Below are 17,595 nucleotides of genomic sequence, written 5' to 3'. Positions count from 1 at the left end.
GCGCCAATCGCCTAAAGTTTCGGCGCCTGCTGCCGTTAAGGGTCTTGCGGCACCTTTTGGAGACGGATCATCATGCAGACCCTGTTCGCCCCGGCCATTGCCCTGCTCAACCGCCTTGGTTATACGAAGAAGTTCACGGTGATGGGGATGCTGGCGTTGATCGCGATCGGTCTCCTCGGGGCGAATCTCTACCGTTCCGAGCAGCGGGTAATCGACCGTTCGCAGCAGGAGTTGGCCGGTCTTGAAACGATCAAGCCGATCGCCATTCTGGTGCAGCATCTGCAGGTCCATCGCGGGCTTTCGTCAGGGGTTCTCAATGGCGACGAGAGGATGGAATACCGGCGCGCAGGCAGGGAAACGGAAGTCAAGGAAGCGCTGCAGGCCGTCACTGCGAGCTTGCCGCCACAATCGGCCGCGTCTGCTTCATGGCAGAAGCTCGTCGCCGCGTGGGGGACCATCCAGCAAGGAGGCCTCAAGCTGGGGGTACGCGAGAATTTTCTGCGCCACACCGCGCTGATCGATGAACTTGCCCGCTTCCAGCGCGCCATCGCCGATCAGAATTCCCTGACCAACGATCCTGACATCGACTCCAGCTATCTCATTGATACACTGGTTGACGAGTTGCCGCTGGCGCTGGAGAACATGGGCCAGCTGCGCGCCATGGGCACCGGCGCCTTGGCCCGGAAAGAACCGCTGGCGATGGCGCAGCGGGTCGAACTGGCCGCAGCACTGGGCAGGCTCAATTCAGCCGTGGATGGTCTGCGGCGAAATATCGCCAAGACCTCGCACTACAATCCCGGCTTGCAGTCGGCGCTCGACGCTGCGGCTAAGGACATGGGCGCGGCGGCGGAAGAGTTCGGCACCATGGTGAACGACGACATCCTCAGCGAGCGCTACGAGATGCTGCCGGCGGTCTATTTTGCGGTGACGACGCGGGTGATCGAGAAGGGTTACAAGGAGATGTTCGACAGCCTTTTCCCGACCCTCGAACAAGTGCTGCAGCAGCGCCTACAGCGAGCACAGCGGGAATTGGGCATCAGTATTGCCGTTACCGCGCTCATTCTGCTGATCTACGCTTACGTGTCGATCGCTTTCTATTTGGCGACGATTGGCAGTATCAAGCGCCTGGCAGCGAATGCGCGAATGATTGCCACCGGCGATCTCAGCGTCAGGGTGGATCTCGGTACTCGTGACGAGCTGAGGCTGGTTGGCGACAGCCTGAACGAAATGACCGAGGGTTTTCGTGTCCTGATCCAAAAGGTCCAGCGCAGTGCCGGCGAGGTGCTCGGGGCCACCCAGAACCTTGCTGCCTCGGCGGGGAATATTACCAGCAGCAGCACACAGCAGAGCGATGCCGCTTCGGCAATGGCGGCGGCGGTGGAAGAAATGACGGTGGGCATCGAAAACCTCTCCGCCAGTGCCCAGGACGCCAATCAGCTGGCCAGCCGCGCTGGCGAGCTGGCGACCGACGGCAGTCGCGTCGTCGGTGACGTAGTGCACGAGATCGAGCGCATTGCGGAGATCGTGAACCACGCGGCGTCGGTCATCGCCGACTTGGGTGGGCGCTCGGAGAAGATCTCGGCGATCGTCAATGTGATCAAGGAAATTGCCGATCAGACCAACCTGCTGGCGCTCAACGCGGCGATCGAAGCGGCGCGCGCTGGCGAGTCGGGGCGCGGTTTCGCGGTCGTCGCCGACGAGGTGCGCAAGCTGGCCGAGCGGACGACGCGCTCGACGAAGGAGATCTCGAGCATGATTGACGCCATTCAGAACGGCTCTCGTGATGCCGTGAGCAGCATGCAGCTGGGCGTTAGCCGTGTCAGCGCGGGCGTCGCGCTGGCCACGCAGGCCGGCGACGCGATCGGCGAAATTGGCGGCAATGCCAGCAAGGTGGTGGACAGCGTGGCGCATATCTCGAGCGCACTGCGCGAACAGAGCGTCGCCAGCGCCGAGATTGCCCGCAACGTCGAGCGTGTTGCCCAGATGGCCGGGGAGAACTGCGCGGCGGTGGCTGGCAATGCCGGTACAGCGGCACAGCTGGAAAGCCTTTCGCAAGGCCTCGACGCCGAAGTTCGCCGCTTCAAACTCGCCTGACTCCCCTTGAAGTGCGCGCGTGACGGCAGTTTTCCGTTCTAATGGCGCATGCGCGCCAACATTCTCGCCTTCGCCATGGGGGTCGGGCTTCTCCAGACCCGGGGAAGTTTGCCGCCTTTCGCGCTGGTCGTGGCGATGTTTTTCGGCGCTTCCGCCTGGCTGATCTGGGCGGGTGCTCGTCGGCAGCTGGCACCGCTTGCCTGGCGGAGCATTTCGGTTCTGGCCTGCGCCGTGCTGGGTCTGGCGTGGGCAGCACTGCTCGCCGAGCAGCGCCTGCAGGAGCGCTTGCCGGCCGAGTGGGAAGGTCGTGACCTGCAGATCGTCGGGGTGGTCGCCGGCTTGGCACAGGACTTCGAGAACGGCGAGCGCTTCGCTTTTGTCGTCGAGTCGGTGGAGTCGGTGGAGTCGGTTGCCTCGCCGCAGGCACGGGTGCCGCCGCGAATCATGCTCTCCTGGTACCACGGCCAGCGCGCCGACGAGCGCTACGAAGCGCTGACCGCAGTGCCCGCCGCAGTGCCCAGCACTCGTCCGGGCGAGCGCTGGCGGTTCACCGTGCGCCTGAAAAAGCCGCACGGCAATGCCAATCCGCACGGTTTCGACTACGAGGCCTGGCTCTTCGAGCGCGGCCTGCGGGCGACAGGCTATGTGCGCCCGAAAGGCGTGGCGCAGCGCCTCGATGACTTCGTTGTCGGGCCGGGCTATGCGATCGAGCGCCTGCGCGAGCGGATTCGCCGCTCTTTCCGCGCGGCCTTGCCGGAGGCGCCCTACGTGGGGATTCTTGCCGCGCTGGCGATCGGCGATCAGCAGGCGATTTCGACAGAGCAGTGGCACGTCTTCCGGCAGACCGGCGTCACCCATTTGATGTCGATATCCGGGCTGCACGTGACCATGGTCGCCGCGCTCTTTGCGGCACTGGTCGGCTGGCTCTGGCGGCGCAGCGAAGGCTTGATGTTGTGGCTGCCGGCAGCGAAGGCAGCGATCGCCGCCGGCTGGCTGGCCGCTTTCGGCTACGCCCTGCTCGCCGGTTTTGCCGTACCGACGCAGCGCACGCTCTACATGTTGAGCGTGGTGGCGCTGGCGCTATGGTCGGGGCGTAACCTCGGCGCCAGCCGCAGCCTCCTGCTGGCCTTGTTGCTGGTACTGGTGCTTGATCCCTGGGCGGTTCTCGCGCCGGGTTTCTGGCTTTCGTTCGCGGCGGTGGGGGTGCTCTTTTTTGTCGGTACGGCGCGGCTCGGAGCGCGGCCTGGCTGGCGTGCGACACTGGCTCGCTGGGGGACGACGCAATGGGCGGTGACGGTCGGTACGCTGCCCTTGTTGTTGCTCCTCTTTCAGCAATTTTCGCTGCTCTCGCCGCTGGCCAATGCCCTGGCCATCCCGGTGGTCAGCTTCCTGATCACTCCGCTCGCCCTGATCTATGCCCTCGTCCCCTGGCCGCCGCTACTGCAGCTCGACCACTGGCTGTTGTCGCTGCTGATGATCGTTCTGGAATGGCTGGCGCGCTGGCCGCTCTGGCAACAGCCGGCACCGCCGCTGCTGGCCACGCTGCTGGCCCTGATCGGGGTGCTGTGCCTGCTGCTGCCGCGCGGCTTTCCGGCACGCTGGCTCGGTTTCTGCCTGCTGCTGCCGGCGGTGTTCTGGCCGGCAGCACGACCCGCGCCCGGCGACGCCTGGGTCGATGTGCTCGATGTCGGCCAGGGGCTGGCGGTTGTCGTGCGCACCGCCGAGCACACCCTGCTCTACGATACCGGGCCGCTGTACAGCGCCGAGTCCGACGCCGGGCAGCGCATCGTCCTCCCCTACCTGCGAGCGATCGGCGTCGACCGGCTCGATGCGCTGATCGTCACGCATCGCGACAAGGATCATTCGGGCGGCCTGGTCGCCATCCGGGAAGCCTTGCCGGTCGGCCGCCTGCTCAGCTCGCTGCCGGAACTGGACGGTGAGCGCTGTGCGGCCGGCCAGAGCTGGGAGTGGGATGGCGTTCGCTTCACGATGCTGCACCCTGACGCCGCCGCTTACCAACTCCAGAGCGCCAAAACCAACAACATGAGCTGCGTGCTGCGCCTGGAAAATGCCTCCGGGAGCATGTTGCTCAGCGCGGACATCGAGGCTCGCGACGAGCAGGAACTGCTTGATCGTGCGCCCGAGCTCTTGCGCAGCGAAGTCCTGCTGGTGCCGCATCACGGCAGCGGCACCTCGTCGACGCCGGCGTTCATTGCCGCCGTTGGCGCCCGTGACGTGATCATTCCCGTTGGCTACCGCAACCGCTACCAGCATCCACGGCCGGATGTCCTTGCGCGCTATGCCGGAAGTCGCGTGTGGCGCAGCGATGCCGACGGCGCGGTGCGCATCGAGCTTGCCGGCGGCGTGGCGCTTGCCGCGTATCGCAGCGAACATCGGCGTTACTGGTATGGACAGTGAGCAGAATGGGCAGCGCACAGCCAGCTGACCCACGGCTGCTTGTCGCCGACCTGCTTGCCAAGCCAGAGCACTGACCCCGGTAGGGTCTTGGCGGCTACAATGTGGCATGTCTGCGAGATCACCATTGCCCGGAGCGTGCGCGTCTGTTCGCTCACCCCGTAGCGCCGCCCGATGAAGCTGCTGGGGCTCTTGCTGCTCACCGTCACGGCGCTGCACGCCGACCCCCTGCTTCCCCTCAACGTCGACAATCCGCTGGCCGAGCCGCGTTTCGAGTCGGTGGGGGTCGGCATCATTCCGCGCGCTGTCGTGCCGACGATGGTCCAGGACCGGGCCGGGTTCTTGTGGGTGGCGACCGGCGACGGTCTGGTGCGCTTTGACGGTTATCGCTTTCGTGCGCAGGAGCGTGAGAGTGCGGACCCGGCGGCGCGCAACCTGGGCTGGATCCGCGCCCTGCTCGCCGGCAGCGATGGTCGTCTGTGGGTAGGTACCGAATGGGATGGCCTGGCGGTCTATGACCCGGCGACCGAGCGTGTCACTTCCTGGCGCGGCGACAGCAAGCAGAACGCCGGCGTGCTGCCGACCATCCGCGCCCTGGCCGAGGATCGCGACGGCAGTATCTGGGCGGGTAGCGAGGGCGGCGGCCTGGATCATTTCGAGCCGAGCAGCGGCCGTATCGTCAACTACCGACATTCGCCGCAGCCGGGAAGCCTGCCCGATGATCGCGTGCAGGCACTGCTGATCGACGACCAGGGCTCGCTATGGGTGGGTACCTGGGCCGGCTTGAGCCGCCGCAAGGCGGCTAGTGATCGCTTCGAGGCGGTCTTCTCAAGCGACGGGGACGGCCATGCGAGCCTCGCCGGGCGCATCGTGCAGGCCTTGTTCCAGGCATCGGACGGGCGTATATGGGTGGGCACGCAGCAGGGCGATGTGGCGATCGTCGACCCGGCGACGGACAAGGGCCTGTTCCTCGACTACGCGCAGGACATTGCCAACCAGGGCGCCGTTTCCAGTCTGGTCGAGGCTTCGGGCGGGCAAATGTGGGGTCGGTCGATCGACCGGCATCGATTTGCACACGGTCGCCGACGGCCGTCTTGTGCAGCGCTTGCGGCACGATGCGCGCCAGCGCTCGGGTCTGGCGGGCAACGAAGTGACGGCGCTGCTCCGCGATCAGGCCGGCCTGATCTGGGTGGGCGGTTTTGGTGTCGGTCTGCAGCGCCATGATCCGAATAACCAGAGCATCTGGTTGCGCGGCGCCGATGCGCAAGTCGGTAGCCCCTTTTTTCAGGCCGACGTGCGCAGCCTGCTGCAAGTCGATAATGGCGAAATCTGGGCGGCGACCAACAAGGGCGGCGTGGCGGTCATGGACAGCCTGCTGCGGGTGACCGGCGCGCTGTGGCCGCGGACGCCGAAACAGGCGCTGGCGGCCAGCCAGGCAGAAGGGCAGCCGTCGCCGCCGGTACGCGTCGAGGCCATGGCCCAGGCCGGCGATGGCAGCGTCTGGCTGGGGGCCGATTCAATGCTCTATCAGTTCGGCCAGGATCATCGGCAACTGCAAACGCTGCCGCATGCTGGCGGCCTGGTACGACGTTTGCTCGCCGCCAGAGATGGCTCACTTTGGGTGGCTACGCAGGATGGCGTCTTCCGCTGGCGGCCCGGTTCCGCCGAAGTCGTGCGCATCAGTCAGCCGCAGGGGCAAGCGTTGCGCGCCGATATCAATGCCCTTGCCGAGGCGTCTGATGGGAGCGTTTGGGTGGGTAGCGGCAAGGGGCTGTTTCGCGTTGCTGCTGGTGGCGACGAGCTGTTGCCGGTCGAAGCGCCCGCCGGCGCCGGCCTTGGCAACCCTAGTGTCATTGGACTTCTCTTCGACAGCCAGCAGACGCTGTGGGTGGACACGGCCGTGAGTGGCCTGCATCGGATGCGCAGTTGGGATGGCCGGCAGGCAGTTTTCGAGCGCGTCAGCGAACGCCATGGCATCGTCGGCCGGCCGTTTGGTGGCAATTTGCAGGAAGATGCGCGCGGACGCATCTGGACGCAGATGTACGTTTACGATCCCGCCAGCGACCGGCTCGACGAGTTGACTGCCGCCGACGGTGCCGATCTGGGCACCGGCTGGTTTCTATCACGGGCCAAGACGCTTGATGGGCGACTACTGTTTGGCGGCAGCAAGGGCATTCTGGTGGTCAGGCCCGAGCGCTTCGACGCCTCGGCCTACGCACCGCCGTTGTTGATCGCCGAGTTGACCATCAACGGCCAGCGCCAGTCGGCCGGAGGAATCCTCGACGGCATCGAACTGGCGCCCGAGCAGCGCAGCTTCAGCCTGGCCTTTACGGCGGTCGATTTCAGCGACTCGGGGCGTGTGCGCTATGCCTACCAACTGCAGGGTTTCGATCCTGACTGGATCGAAACTAGCGCCGATTCCCGGGTCGCCAGTTACAGCAATCTGTACCCTGGTGATTACCTTCTGCGCGTGCGCGCCAGTAATCGCAGCGGCGCCTGGAGTCCGCATGAACTGGCGATCAAGGTGCATGTGCTGCCCGCCTGGTGGCAAAGCTGGTGGTTTCGGCTGCTCGTGCTGGGCCTGCTGCTGGCCATGGTGAACGCGCTGGTGCGCTTGCGAACCCGTCATCTGCGCCTGCACGAGATGGAACTGACACAAATGGTGCACGCGCGCACGGCCGAACTGGAGGCCCTGGCGCTGGCGCTGCAGCGAAAGTCGGTCGCCCTGGAAGAATCGAGCCTGACCGACCCCTTGACCGGTTTGCGCAACCGCCGCTTCCTGACTCAGCACATCGAGGCCGATGCCGCCCTGGCGGTGCGCGAGTACGAGAGTCACTTCAAGTACGGAGCAAAGTTGCGGGAGGATGCCGGCTTGATATTCTTCCTGTTCGACATCGATTGCTTCAAGCACGTCAACGACCGCTATGGCCATGCCGCGGGCGACGCGGTGATCCGGGAAATGAGCGCGCGATTGGTGCGCGTATTTCGCGACACCGATTACCTGATTCGCTGGGGTGGTGAAGAGTTCCTCGTCGTGGCGCGAGCGACACCGCGCTCGCACGCGGCCGAACTTGCCGAGCGGGCGCGGGCGGCGGTGGCCGATCAGGCTTTCCAACTGGACGACGGCCGCTTCCTGTCGAAGACCTGCTCGATCGGCTTCTGCTGCTTTCCACTGTCAATCCAGCATGCCGCCACTCTGGACTGGGCTAGCGCCGTCAATATCGCCGATGCGGCGCTCTACGCCGTCAAGGGCGCGGGTCGCAATGGCTGGCTGGGAGCGCTCAGCGCCGGTGGTGAGTCGGCCGAAGCCTTGCTTGCCCGGTCGCGCAGGCCTCTGGCTGAGTGGACGCGCTCGGGTGGCTTGAAGCTCGTCTGCTCGCCGCATCACGACGGTCTGCGGGCAGCCGGTTTTCCGAACACGCTGTCCTCGACCGAGATCAACTCAGCTGCCGCCGTGGAGTGAGCCTGGGCTTGTCGGCGCGCTTGCGCAAGAGGGGACTAGTGGCTGCGATTGGATTGCATCTGGCGTCCGCCGCTTGCCGCCTGCAGGCGCCACTGCTGACGGTACTGCCCGGCGTTGGCCTCGATCCATGCCAGCGCCTGGGAGTCCCTCTCGTTTGCCGGGAAGTGCTCCACATACGCTTCGATCACGGCGTATTGCTGCTGGAGAAATTCCGCTTCCGAGAAATGCGGTTGCGAAAAATCGCGGACGAGATCGCGAAAGAACTGCAGTACGGCGTCATCTGAAATGTTCATGGGCTGCGCTCCTTGAGGAGAGTATTACTGGCCGCAATGATCTGGCTGATACCTCTGCAACGGCCATCCTGTGTCGTTCTTGAAGCGTTTCTTGGGTCCAGCGTTCGAGTTTCAGAGTCTATGAGGTGATAAGCGACTTTAACTGTAGTCGCTAAGCTTCTGTAAGCTCGGCTTATTGTTTTCCATGGCTGGGGGGTGTTGTCAAGCCTGATCCGACGCTGACAAGCGTTTGTCGCCACGCGTGGTACAAAACTGACACAGGTGCAGATTCGTGCAGGGTTGCTATGGTACTGACCGCGTTGGGTCCTTGGGCGCGGATTCCAGGCCTGTGCTAGAGTTTCGCCCTTCTCCCCGCAGCAAGCGCTGCAGGCGGCAGGCACGACGCAAGCTCGAGCGGCAGACTAGGCAGGGGAAATGAAACTTGCAGGGAGATTTACCAGATGAACATCCGCGCTGACTTCTCACCGTGGCTCATTGGGCCGACGCCGGGAATCGTTGAACGTGAGGTGTGCTGTGCCTCAGCCGCCGGCTTGCATCGCATGGCCTATACCGAGTGGGGTGAGCGCGACAATCCGAAGGTCCTGGTCTGCGCGCATGGCCTGACCCGCAATGGACGCGATTTCGACGCTCTGGCGCGGGCGATGGCTGCCGACTACCGCGTCATTTGCCCCGATGTTGTCGGGCGTGGGCGCAGCGATTGGTTACGCGACTCGGCGCACTACGTTTTTCCGCAGTACGTGGCCGACCTGATGGTTCTGCTCGCGCGCCTCGATGTCGACAGGGTCCATTGGCTGGGTACTTCGATGGGCGGGCTGCTCGGCATGTGGATTGCCAGCCAGGACGATTCGCCGATTTCCCGCCTGGTGCTCAACGATGTCGGCCCACTCATTCCCGTGGCCTCGCTACAACTGATTGGCGACTACGTCGGTCGGGCACCGAAGTTCGCGACCTACGAGGACGCCGAAAAGTATGTGCGCCTGGTCAGCGAGCCCTTTGGCCACCTGACTGACGCGCAGTGGCGCCATCTTACCGAGTACAGCCTGCAGCGGGCCGACGATGGCCGCCTCGAGATGCGCTACGACCCGGCAATCGGGGACCCGTTCCGGCGCCAGATCAGCGCTGGCGACGTCGACCTGTGGCCGCTCTACGATGCCATTCGCTGCCCGACACTGGTCGTTCGTGGCGCTGACTCGACTGTCCTGACGCACGCGACGCTGCAGGAAATGGCGAACCGCGGTCCGCGCCCGCAGACTGTCGAGATTCCCGGCGTCGGACACGCGCCGACCTTTCTCGACGCTCAGCAGATCGCTGCGGTGCGCGATTTCCTGCTGGTCGTCTGAGTCAGCTGAACCTGCCCTGCGTCGATCGCGCCGCTCGCGCGGAGAGGGCCTTGGGGTAGAACGCAGGCCCCGATCCCGGCAATCGCCATTCCAGCCGAGGCTTGCTCTTGTGGCCGATCGCCGATCAGCCGCCGATCACGCCACATGCGACGCGAGCGCCGCCGCCGCCGAGTGGCGCCGGGTGGTCCGAGTGATTGTCGCCGCCGGCGTGCACCATCAGCGAGCGATTGCGCACGTCAGAGAGCTTCAGCCTTGGTGCCAGCACCGGGGTGCTGGCCGTTCCGTCGGCGGCAACGTAGAGCGCTGGCAGATCGCCGAGGTGCCCGTCGCCCCACGGTTCGCCGTGCCGCTTCGTTTCTTGTGGGTCGAAGTGCCCACCCGCCGCCAGCGCTGCGACTGCCACGCCCTCCTTGTCCGCGGGGGTGCAGGCCGGCTTTTCGTGTACGTGGAAGCCATGCAGACCAGGCGGCAAGCCCTTGAGCTCGGGATAAAACGCCAGGCCGTACGCTGTTTCGACGATGCGCACCGTTCCCACGGCAGAGCCGACACCCTGGCTGCTGGCCAGGTTCAGAGTGACGCTTGTCTCGGCTGCGAAAACGAGAGCCGGGCACAGCAGACAGGCTACAACGCTAAGGGGAGCTTTCATGGGTGACTCCTTGGGTGGAAGAGCGGTTCACTCGGCGGGCAGTGCTTGTGAGCAGCCTTGTCGAACGCTTTGCGCCAGCAGCGGCGCGAAGGGATGGCGACCGGTCACGGTGCGTGAGGCCGCCAGGACTGGTCGTGCGGCCATGATAACGACTTGCTGAAGCCGAGCGCAAGCCCGCGCGGGGGCAGGTGCTTTTTCGGCCGCGCTTCAGTCCCTCTTAAGATTGGCCTTGCACTATCGTGCGCCAAGCTTTCTTGTCGAGGTATTCCGGTGACACAAACTCAGCGCGCACTGCGGCGCTTCTACCTGCTCATCTTCGTTGTGCTGTGCCTGCTGCTGGTGCAGTTCTGGCCGTACATCGAGGCTCCCGAGCCGACTGTTCTCCTCTTCGCTGCGCTCTCGTCGCTTACCTACGCGGCGATCTTTCTGTCGCCGGTGATGCTGACTGGCTGGTCGCTGGAAATGCTCGTTCGCCCCCGCGGCGAAGCCATTCCACGCTGGAAGCTGGCGCTGGTCTATGGGGTTGTCTGCTTGCTCGGCCTGATTGTCGTGTTGCTGGTGTTTATCGATCTACAACTCTTCAAGCTTTACGAGTACCACATCAACGCTTTCGTGTGGAATCTGGTGACCACGCCAGGGGGGCTTGCTGCGCTGGGAGCGAGCCAGGAAACGATCTCTACTGTCGTCGTCCTGGTCGCTGTCGCAGCACTTGTGCTCGCCGTTCTCCTGCTGTTGCTGCATCGCGTGGCGGCCAAATCGCCTGCCGAACCGGGACGTCCGGTGCCGCGCATGGCAGCAAGCCTGGCCGTGCTTCTATTCCTGACCTTGCTGGTGACCGAAGGGGTCTATGCCTTCAGCGCTTACACCGGCAAGGAGTCGTATTTGCAGGCAGCTTCAGTGCTGCCGTTACATCTGAATACCAGTGCCACCAGCTTGTTGCGCCGACTCGGCGTGGCGCCGGCGGAAAAATCAAATATCCTGAAACTGGCCGAGGGCAAGATCATCTATCCCTTGCAGCCGATCACCGCGACGGCCCGCGACAAGTACCCGAACATCATCTGGTTGACCGCTGAGTCGTTTCGTTGGGATCTTTTCAGCGCGGAGATTACGCCGAATCTCTGGGCGTTCGCCAAGACGTCGCTGAGCTTCAAACGTCACTACAGTGGCGGCAACCGTACGCGCATGGGTATGTTCTCGATGTTCTACGGCTTGCACGCACCCTATTGGTACGCTTTCCAGAAGCAGCGGGTGCGGCCGGTGCTGATCGACCTGCTGATCGATAAGGGCTACCTGTTCTCATTGCGTACCAGCCAGAGTTTTACCTATCCGGAGCTGGACGATACCGTTTTTGCCGACATGCCCGCGGGGACCCTGATGCAGGCTTTGAACGAGGGTGAGCCGTGGCGGCGTGACGAGCAGAATATCGATAACCTCCTCGCCGAACTGGCGGGCGCCGACGGCACCAGGCGGCGTTTCATGTTCATGTTTTTCGAGGCCACGCACGCCCCGTACACCTTCCCCGAGTCGGCGGTCATTCGCCCAGACTACCTGCACGAGGTGAACTACGCCAAGCTGGATTTGCTGACCAACGTCGATGCCATCCACCAGCGCTATATCAACGCCGCCCACTTCGTCGATGCGCAGGTCGGGCGCATCCTGGACGCCCTGCAGGCCAGCAAGCAGTTGGATAACACCGTGGTGCTGTTCACCGGCGACCACGGCGAGGAGTTCATGGAGAACGGCCATTGGGGGCATGGGCACGGCAACTATTTTCCCGAAGAGCAGATCCGGGTGCCGCTGCTGCTGCACCTTCCCGGTTACCCGGCGCAGTCCTTTGAACATCCCACCTCGCACCTGCAAATCCCGAAGACGCTGATGGAGTACCTGGGTGTCTCGACCCCGGCGCAAGCGTATACTCTGGCCGGCGACCTGTTCCAGAGCGAGGACTTCCTGGTCCTTGGCAACTACAACTTCATGGGCATCAAGAACGGTGACAGCAAGCTCGTCTTCCCTTTCACCGGCAGCGAGTTCTTCCGCTACGATGTCTATGATGGGCAGGACAAGAGGCTACCCAGAGATCAGCGCCAGCCGGTAATCGACGCCAGTAGCGCCGCACTCAAGCGAGTTATTGCGGAGGACCGTCGCTTTGTGCAGTAAAGGCCGGTATTTCGAGGGGCTGGTAGCGACGACGCAGCTGTTTCAAGGAGCAAGATGAAAATTGCAGTGATGGGCGCCGGTGCGGTTGGCTGTTACTACGGCGGCATGCTGGCCCGTGCGGGACATGCGGTGCTCTTGATTGGCAGGGCGCCGCATGTGGCTGCGGTGTCGCGCGACGGGCTGTTCATGGATACGCAGTCCTTTCAGGCGCAGGTGCCGATGCAGGCCAGTACCGACGCGAGTGCCGTACGCGGTGCGCGGCTGGTGCTCTGTTGCGTGAAGTCGCCCGATACCGCAAGCGCCGCCGCAGAAATGGCCCCACATCTGGACGCCGATGCTTTCGTGCTGAGTCTGCAGAATGGCGTCGACAACGCCGAGCGGCTGCAAGCCGCGCTGCGCCGGGAAGTCGCTCCGGCCGTCGTTTACGTGGCCACCGAAATGGCCGGCCCTGGCTGCGTCAAACATCATGGGCGAGGAGAGCTGGTCATCGGACCGTCGTCATTCAGCAAGAACCTGCTGAAGCTGTTCGCCGACGCTGCCGTGCCGGTCACCATTTCCGACAACGTGGCGGGTGCGCTATGGGCCAAGCTGATTCTCAACTGCGCCTACAATGCCCTGTCCGCGATCACGCAGATCCCCTATGGCCGCCTGGTACAGGGTGACGGTGTCGAGGGCGTGCTGCGCGACGTGTTGAGCGAGTGTCTCGCCGTGGCGCAGGCGGAAGGGATCAGCGTCGCCGGCGACACCTGGCACGCCGTCCAGCAGATCGCGCGCACCATGCCCGGCCAGCTCTCGTCAACGGCCCAGGACCTGGCGCGCAAAAAGCCCAGCGAGATCGACCATCTCAACGGCTACGTGCTGCGCAAAGGCGAGGCACTGGGCATCGCGACGCCGGTCAATCGCGCCCTGTACGCCATTGTCAAACTGCTTGAAGCACGATAGAGGCGCCCGTACTGTGAAAGTCGCGCAAGCGACTCACGAACCTCCATTCTCCCCTTGCCGGAGAAGGGCCGGGAGAAGAGGGGTGTCAGTAACGCGCATCCTTCGGTTTGCCGCCCTTGAGCCAATCGTTTTCCTTGCCGGCAAGGTCTGGGCGCGGTTGCGTGGTGAAGAAGGCGGCAACGTCGTAGGCTTCCTGGTCGGAGAGCGTGCCACCCTGAGCGAGCGGCATGTTGGCTTTCACAAACGCAGCCGCCGTGTTCAGTCGCGCCATGCCGGCGCCGATATTGAACGCCTTCGACCCCCACAGTGGGGGGAACATATAGCTGCCATCGGGCTTGTTGAGGCCGGCGCCGTCAGCAGCGTGGCAGGAGGCGCACTTCTGCGCATAGATGCTCTTGCCTCTGGCCTTGTCCGGCGTAGCAGGCGCAAGGATTTCCTTGAAGCCGCGCCCGGCGCTATCCATCCCGGTAGGGACGCCTTGCGAAAGCCACCACACATACGACAGCACGCCGATCATTTCGGGGCTTTCCTCGGGCAAAGCCTTGCCGTTCATCGAACGCTCGAAGCAATCGTTGATCCGCGTCTGCAGGGCGTTCACGCTGGCGCTGCGCGAGCGGTACTCGGGAAACACGCCCCACAGGCCGACAAAGGGTGCAGCCCCCGCAACCGTGCCGCCATTGAGGTGGCAAGAAGAGCAGTTCAGCCCGTTGCCGACGTAAGCCTTGGCATGGTTCTGGGTGTCGGTCACCACCTTCTGCCCAAGCTTGATCGCCTCGCCCAGCGGGCCGGCAGGGATGGTTGATTCGGCCGGGACGCTGAATGGCCAGGCCTGCGGCGCATCGGCAGCCTCTGCTCGCTGCAGTGGCGCAAAGGCCAGGAAAATCGCTACGGCGGTTAGTGCGAAAAGTCTGTTCATTCCTTGTTTCTCCTCTCGTTGAAGGGCAATCCGTGCGACTTTTCCAGCCGACTTTTCCAGCCATTCAACCTGGCTGTTGCTGTGGCGAAACTCGCAGGCAGCTACTGGTCAAGAGCTTCATGATAGGCGCTGTTGCGGCAGGTGATGAGCGTTGGGCAGGAAGAAATCGGCCGTCTCGAATACCTGACGAGGAAAGCGATGCCCCTTCCAGACCAGATTGCGTTTCAGCACCAGGTCGAAGAGCAGGGGGTTGTGTTTCTGGATCTCCGCGACGACGTCGGCCGTCTGTGGATCGAGTAGCCCAAGTCGCTCCAGTTGATGCAAGGAGAACAAGGGCAGGATACCGGTCAGGGGATAATCGGAGCCGTTGAGCAGACGGTGGTGCAGATCTTCGGCGAGCAGCAGCGTCTGTAGCGCCTCGGGCGCGCGGTTGATCTGGGTGACCGCGGACAGATCGCCAAACAGCAGTTTCTCGTACGCGGGCTCACGCATCATGCCCAGGAAAGCCTGGAAGTTGGTCAGGCCTCGGGAGGGTTTGCCGCTCTCGCCACCCTTCGCGGTTTCCCCCAGTGATGCGCAATGGGCGACGATCACGCGCACGCCCTGTTCCAGCGGGCGCCGCAGTCGCAGTGGATCGCCATAGTCCTGATGTCCGCCGCCCTCTGCCGCCAACTCATCACCGCCGTGTGTCAGCAAGGGCAGGTTCAGCCGCTGCAGGGCCTGGTAAAAGCGGTCGCAGCGCGGCGACGCGGGATCCATTCCCATCGCCGGTGGCAGCCATTTCACCGCCCGCGCACCGTGTGCGGCGGCCCAATCCAGGGCCTCGAGCGCGTCTTCACGATAGGGATGAACCGAGCAGATCCATTCCCAGTTGCTGCGCGCCGCCGCCACCGACTGGGTGTACTCATTGGCGACGAAAAAAGTACTCAATTCCGGGCGCCGCCGACCATCCACACCGTGGTTGTAATCGAAGGCGAGCAGCATCAGGCGCATCCCGCTTGCCGGGTCGATCAAGCTGGCCAGGCGTGCGAGGAAGGACGCGTCGCCGCCGACCGCCTCATCAACGCAGGCGGCGTTGGTGTACAGCCGTTTTTGCAGGAATTGGGAAGGGTGCCAGATGCTGTCGAGCGCTGGATTGACCCATACCTTTGCCGGATCCGAGTCGCCGGTGCCAACCAGATGCACATGGCAATCCCATAGCTTGGCCGGATCGAGACCGGCCAGGACATCCCTGACGACAGGGTGCTCGGCCAGTCGGTCGGGCAAGCGTGGCGCCAGGCAGGGATTGCGCAGGCCGCGCAATGGTAGCCAGTCGCGTCCCAACCACGCCGCACCGGCAGCGAAACTCAGGGCGCTAGCACCAAGAAACAGACGCCTGCTCATCCGGGATTCGATGATTTCCTGTCCATACTCACCGCGAGATCATAGCCGGCAGATTCCGGCAGTGTGTGCGGGCGGGGCTCGTAGCGGACCCAGGCGGACACGACGCTCGCGAACCTTGACCAGGTTGCGGCAAGCTTCCCGGGAACGATTTCGCCACGCCAGCCCGGGCGCTGGCAATGCTCACGGAGGGCAAACAGCGCTGCGCATTTACTGCAGGCGATTCGCCGGTAGCATGCGCGCTGCCGGGTCCTGGCGGTAGAAAGCTGCGAGCTGTTCGTAGAAGGCCGGAAATTGCGCGCGCAGGGCTGCCGGCATCTCGAAGAATGCCTCGCTCATGACGGCGAAGAACTCGCTCGGATTCTCTGCCGCGTAGGGATCGAAAACGGTGTCCTGTGCGCTGGCTTCCGCTTCGTCGACCTGCGCGCAGAAGTCTTCGTAACTGGCGAGCAGAATCTGCTGCCAAGCGGCTCGCGAGATTTCCGGTGGCAGGGCCGGGACACCGTTTGCTTCGCCACTGAGCATGTCCAGCTTGTGCGCGAACTCATGGATCACGACGTTGTAGCCGGCGCCGGCCATTTGCGCGTCGCGCCAGGAGATCAGCAGCGGCCCACCGGCCCAGGCTTCGCCCGAGGCCAGTTCCTGGTATTCATGGACAACGCCGAATTCGTCCTCGACGCTGCGCGGGATGACGAACTCGTCAGGGTACACGACGATGCCGACCCAGCCGCGGAAATAGTCGAGGCCAAGTTCGAGAATCGGCAGGCAGCCCTGAGCGGCAATCGAGACGCAGATCTCGTCGCTGAGTTGCAGGCCGCCGGCGACGGTGAACTCCTTCTCGGCGAGAAATTCCTGGGCCAAGGCGCGCAGCCGCTGCTGTTCGTCGGCGTCGAGCGCTCTGAGAAAAGGCAGCGCCGAAACGATTTCCTGCCACAGGGAATCGGGAATCTCGGCGGCCTGCGGTTGTTTTCGCAACCAGCCGATGAGCTTGCCGATCATGACGCTTTCGCCTTCCCGGGAGCTGCGGTGGTCAGGTAAATGCCGGTGAAGATGAGGGCAATGCCGAGGTAGTGGTAGGAGCGCGGAATCTCGGCGAGGAAGATGGCCGCCAGGAGAGTGCCGAAGACCGGCATCAGGTGGATGAACAGGCTGGCCTTGCTAGCGCCGACTTCACCGACGGCGCGGTTGTAGAAAACGTACCCGAGAAAGCCCGGGAAAACGCCGGTATAGGCGATAGCGGCCAGCGAGCTGGTCGAAATGTCGATCGTCTTGCCCTGGGAAATCTCCCAGGCATAGGCGGGGGCGAGGGCGATCAGGCCGACGACGATGAATGCGGCGAGGAGCAACATCGGGTCGACACCGACTGGCCGCCACTGTAGTCCGATGGTGTATAGCGCCCAGGTGAATACGGCCACCAGCATCCACAGGTCGCCGATGTTCAGACTGAGATTGGCCAGTGTCTGCACCTCGCCGCGACAGACGATGATCGTCACGCCGACGAACGAAAGCAGCACTCCGAGCCACTCGATGCCGCGCAGGTGCTTCTTGAGGAAGGCCCACGACAGGGCAATGGTGGCGATCGGGATGAACGAGTTGAGCAGTACGGCGTTGGTCGCCGCGGTGTAGTTCAAGGCCACGTAAGCCAGCGTGTTGTAGCTGCCGACGCCAAGCAGGCCAAGCACGACAACCGGCTTCCAGCCGCGCCGCAGCAGTGGCCACTGTGCGCGCAGATGCGGCAGGGCGAGCGGCAGGACCAGTGCCAGAGCAATCGCCCAGCGCCAGAACGCGAGTGACAGCGGCGGCACCTGGTCGCGGATGGCGCGGCCAAGAACCATGTTTCCGGACCAGAACAAGACGGTCAGCGTGAGTAGCAGGTAAGGGTTTTGCAGGCGGGCGAACATCGGCGGCAGGGGGCGACAAAGGCGCATTATGCCTGATGCGCGGGCGAG

Annotated in this window: 13 protein-coding genes; 7 read left to right on the top strand and 6 right to left on the bottom strand. The window is 63.9% G+C overall.

Going from position 1 to position 17,595, the window contains the following annotated elements; translation table 11 throughout:
• Positions 1–72 precede the first annotated feature (72 nt).
• The 4 genes from E4Q23_RS18735 (at position 73) to E4Q23_RS18720 (ending at position 7,972) form a co-directional block, all read left to right on the top strand.
• Positions 73–2,094 carry a methyl-accepting chemotaxis protein gene (locus tag E4Q23_RS18735; RefSeq protein ID WP_169068050.1) on the top strand — a complete coding sequence of 674 codons (2,022 nt, stop codon included), beginning with the start codon at positions 73–75 and terminating at the stop codon, positions 2,092–2,094.
• A gap of 48 nt (positions 2,095–2,142) precedes the next feature.
• A complete protein-coding gene (locus tag E4Q23_RS18730; RefSeq protein ID WP_169068049.1) occupies positions 2,143–4,512 on the top strand; it encodes a DNA internalization-related competence protein ComEC/Rec2 in 2,370 nt (789 codons plus the stop codon).
• 171 nt (positions 4,513–4,683) lie between these two features.
• Entirely contained in the window at positions 4,684–5,733 is a 1,050-nt protein-coding gene (locus tag E4Q23_RS18725; RefSeq protein ID WP_169068048.1) for a ligand-binding sensor domain-containing protein, read from the top strand.
• On the top strand, positions 5,660–7,972 hold the full coding sequence (locus E4Q23_RS18720; RefSeq protein WP_169068047.1) for a diguanylate cyclase: 2,313 nt from the start codon (positions 5,660–5,662) through the stop codon (positions 7,970–7,972). The genes E4Q23_RS18725 and E4Q23_RS18720 overlap by 74 nt, the downstream gene beginning before the upstream one ends.
• Before the next feature lie 35 nt (positions 7,973–8,007).
• Here the strand turns inward: E4Q23_RS18720 and E4Q23_RS18715 are convergent, their stop codons facing one another.
• The gene (locus tag E4Q23_RS18715) at positions 8,008–8,265 is read right to left on the bottom strand and encodes a hypothetical protein (protein WP_169068046.1); all 258 of its coding nucleotides are present in this window, start codon (positions 8,263–8,265) and stop codon (positions 8,008–8,010) included.
• Between the two features lie 440 nt (positions 8,266–8,705).
• Between E4Q23_RS18715 and E4Q23_RS18710 the strand changes: the two genes are divergently transcribed.
• Positions 8,706–9,605, top strand: coding sequence for an alpha/beta fold hydrolase (locus E4Q23_RS18710; protein ID WP_169068045.1), 900 nt, complete (start codon positions 8,706–8,708; stop codon positions 9,603–9,605).
• A gap of 124 nt (positions 9,606–9,729) precedes the next feature.
• On the opposite strand, the gene sodC is transcribed toward E4Q23_RS18710, so the two are convergent.
• Entirely contained in the window at positions 9,730–10,251 is a 522-nt protein-coding gene (gene sodC / locus E4Q23_RS18705; RefSeq protein WP_169068044.1) for a superoxide dismutase family protein, read from the bottom strand.
• 270 nt (positions 10,252–10,521) lie between these two features.
• On the opposite strand from sodC, the gene E4Q23_RS18700 reads away from it, so the two are divergent.
• Positions 10,522–12,408, top strand: coding sequence for a sulfatase-like hydrolase/transferase (locus E4Q23_RS18700; RefSeq protein WP_211203836.1), 1,887 nt, complete (start codon positions 10,522–10,524; stop codon positions 12,406–12,408).
• Positions 12,409–12,462: 54 nt separating this feature from the next.
• Positions 12,463–13,350 carry a ketopantoate reductase family protein gene (locus E4Q23_RS18695; protein ID WP_169068043.1) on the top strand — a complete coding sequence of 296 codons (888 nt, stop codon included), beginning with the start codon at positions 12,463–12,465 and terminating at the stop codon, positions 13,348–13,350.
• A gap of 85 nt (positions 13,351–13,435) precedes the next feature.
• Here the strand turns inward: E4Q23_RS18695 and E4Q23_RS18690 are convergent, their stop codons facing one another.
• From E4Q23_RS18690 to E4Q23_RS18675, 4 genes are all read right to left on the bottom strand, one after another.
• Entirely contained in the window at positions 13,436–14,266 is an 831-nt protein-coding gene (locus tag E4Q23_RS18690) for a c-type cytochrome (protein WP_169068042.1), read from the bottom strand.
• Positions 14,267–14,383: 117 nt separating this feature from the next.
• A complete protein-coding gene (locus tag E4Q23_RS18685; protein ID WP_248595578.1) occupies positions 14,384–15,649 on the bottom strand; it encodes an amidohydrolase family protein in 1,266 nt (421 codons plus the stop codon).
• Between the two features lie 207 nt (positions 15,650–15,856).
• Entirely contained in the window at positions 15,857–16,645 is a 789-nt protein-coding gene (locus tag E4Q23_RS18680) for a zinc-dependent peptidase (RefSeq protein WP_169068041.1), read from the bottom strand.
• Entirely contained in the window at positions 16,642–17,574 is a 933-nt protein-coding gene (locus tag E4Q23_RS18675; protein WP_248595577.1) for a DMT family transporter, read from the bottom strand. The genes E4Q23_RS18680 and E4Q23_RS18675 overlap by 4 nt, the downstream gene beginning before the upstream one ends.
• Positions 17,575–17,595 lie beyond the last annotated feature (21 nt).

The organism is Candidatus Accumulibacter phosphatis, assembly GCF_012939955.1.
In the GTDB taxonomy this organism is placed as follows: domain Bacteria; phylum Pseudomonadota; class Gammaproteobacteria; order Burkholderiales; family Rhodocyclaceae; genus Accumulibacter; species Accumulibacter delftensis.
This window is presented reverse-complemented; position numbering and strand designations above follow the sequence as displayed.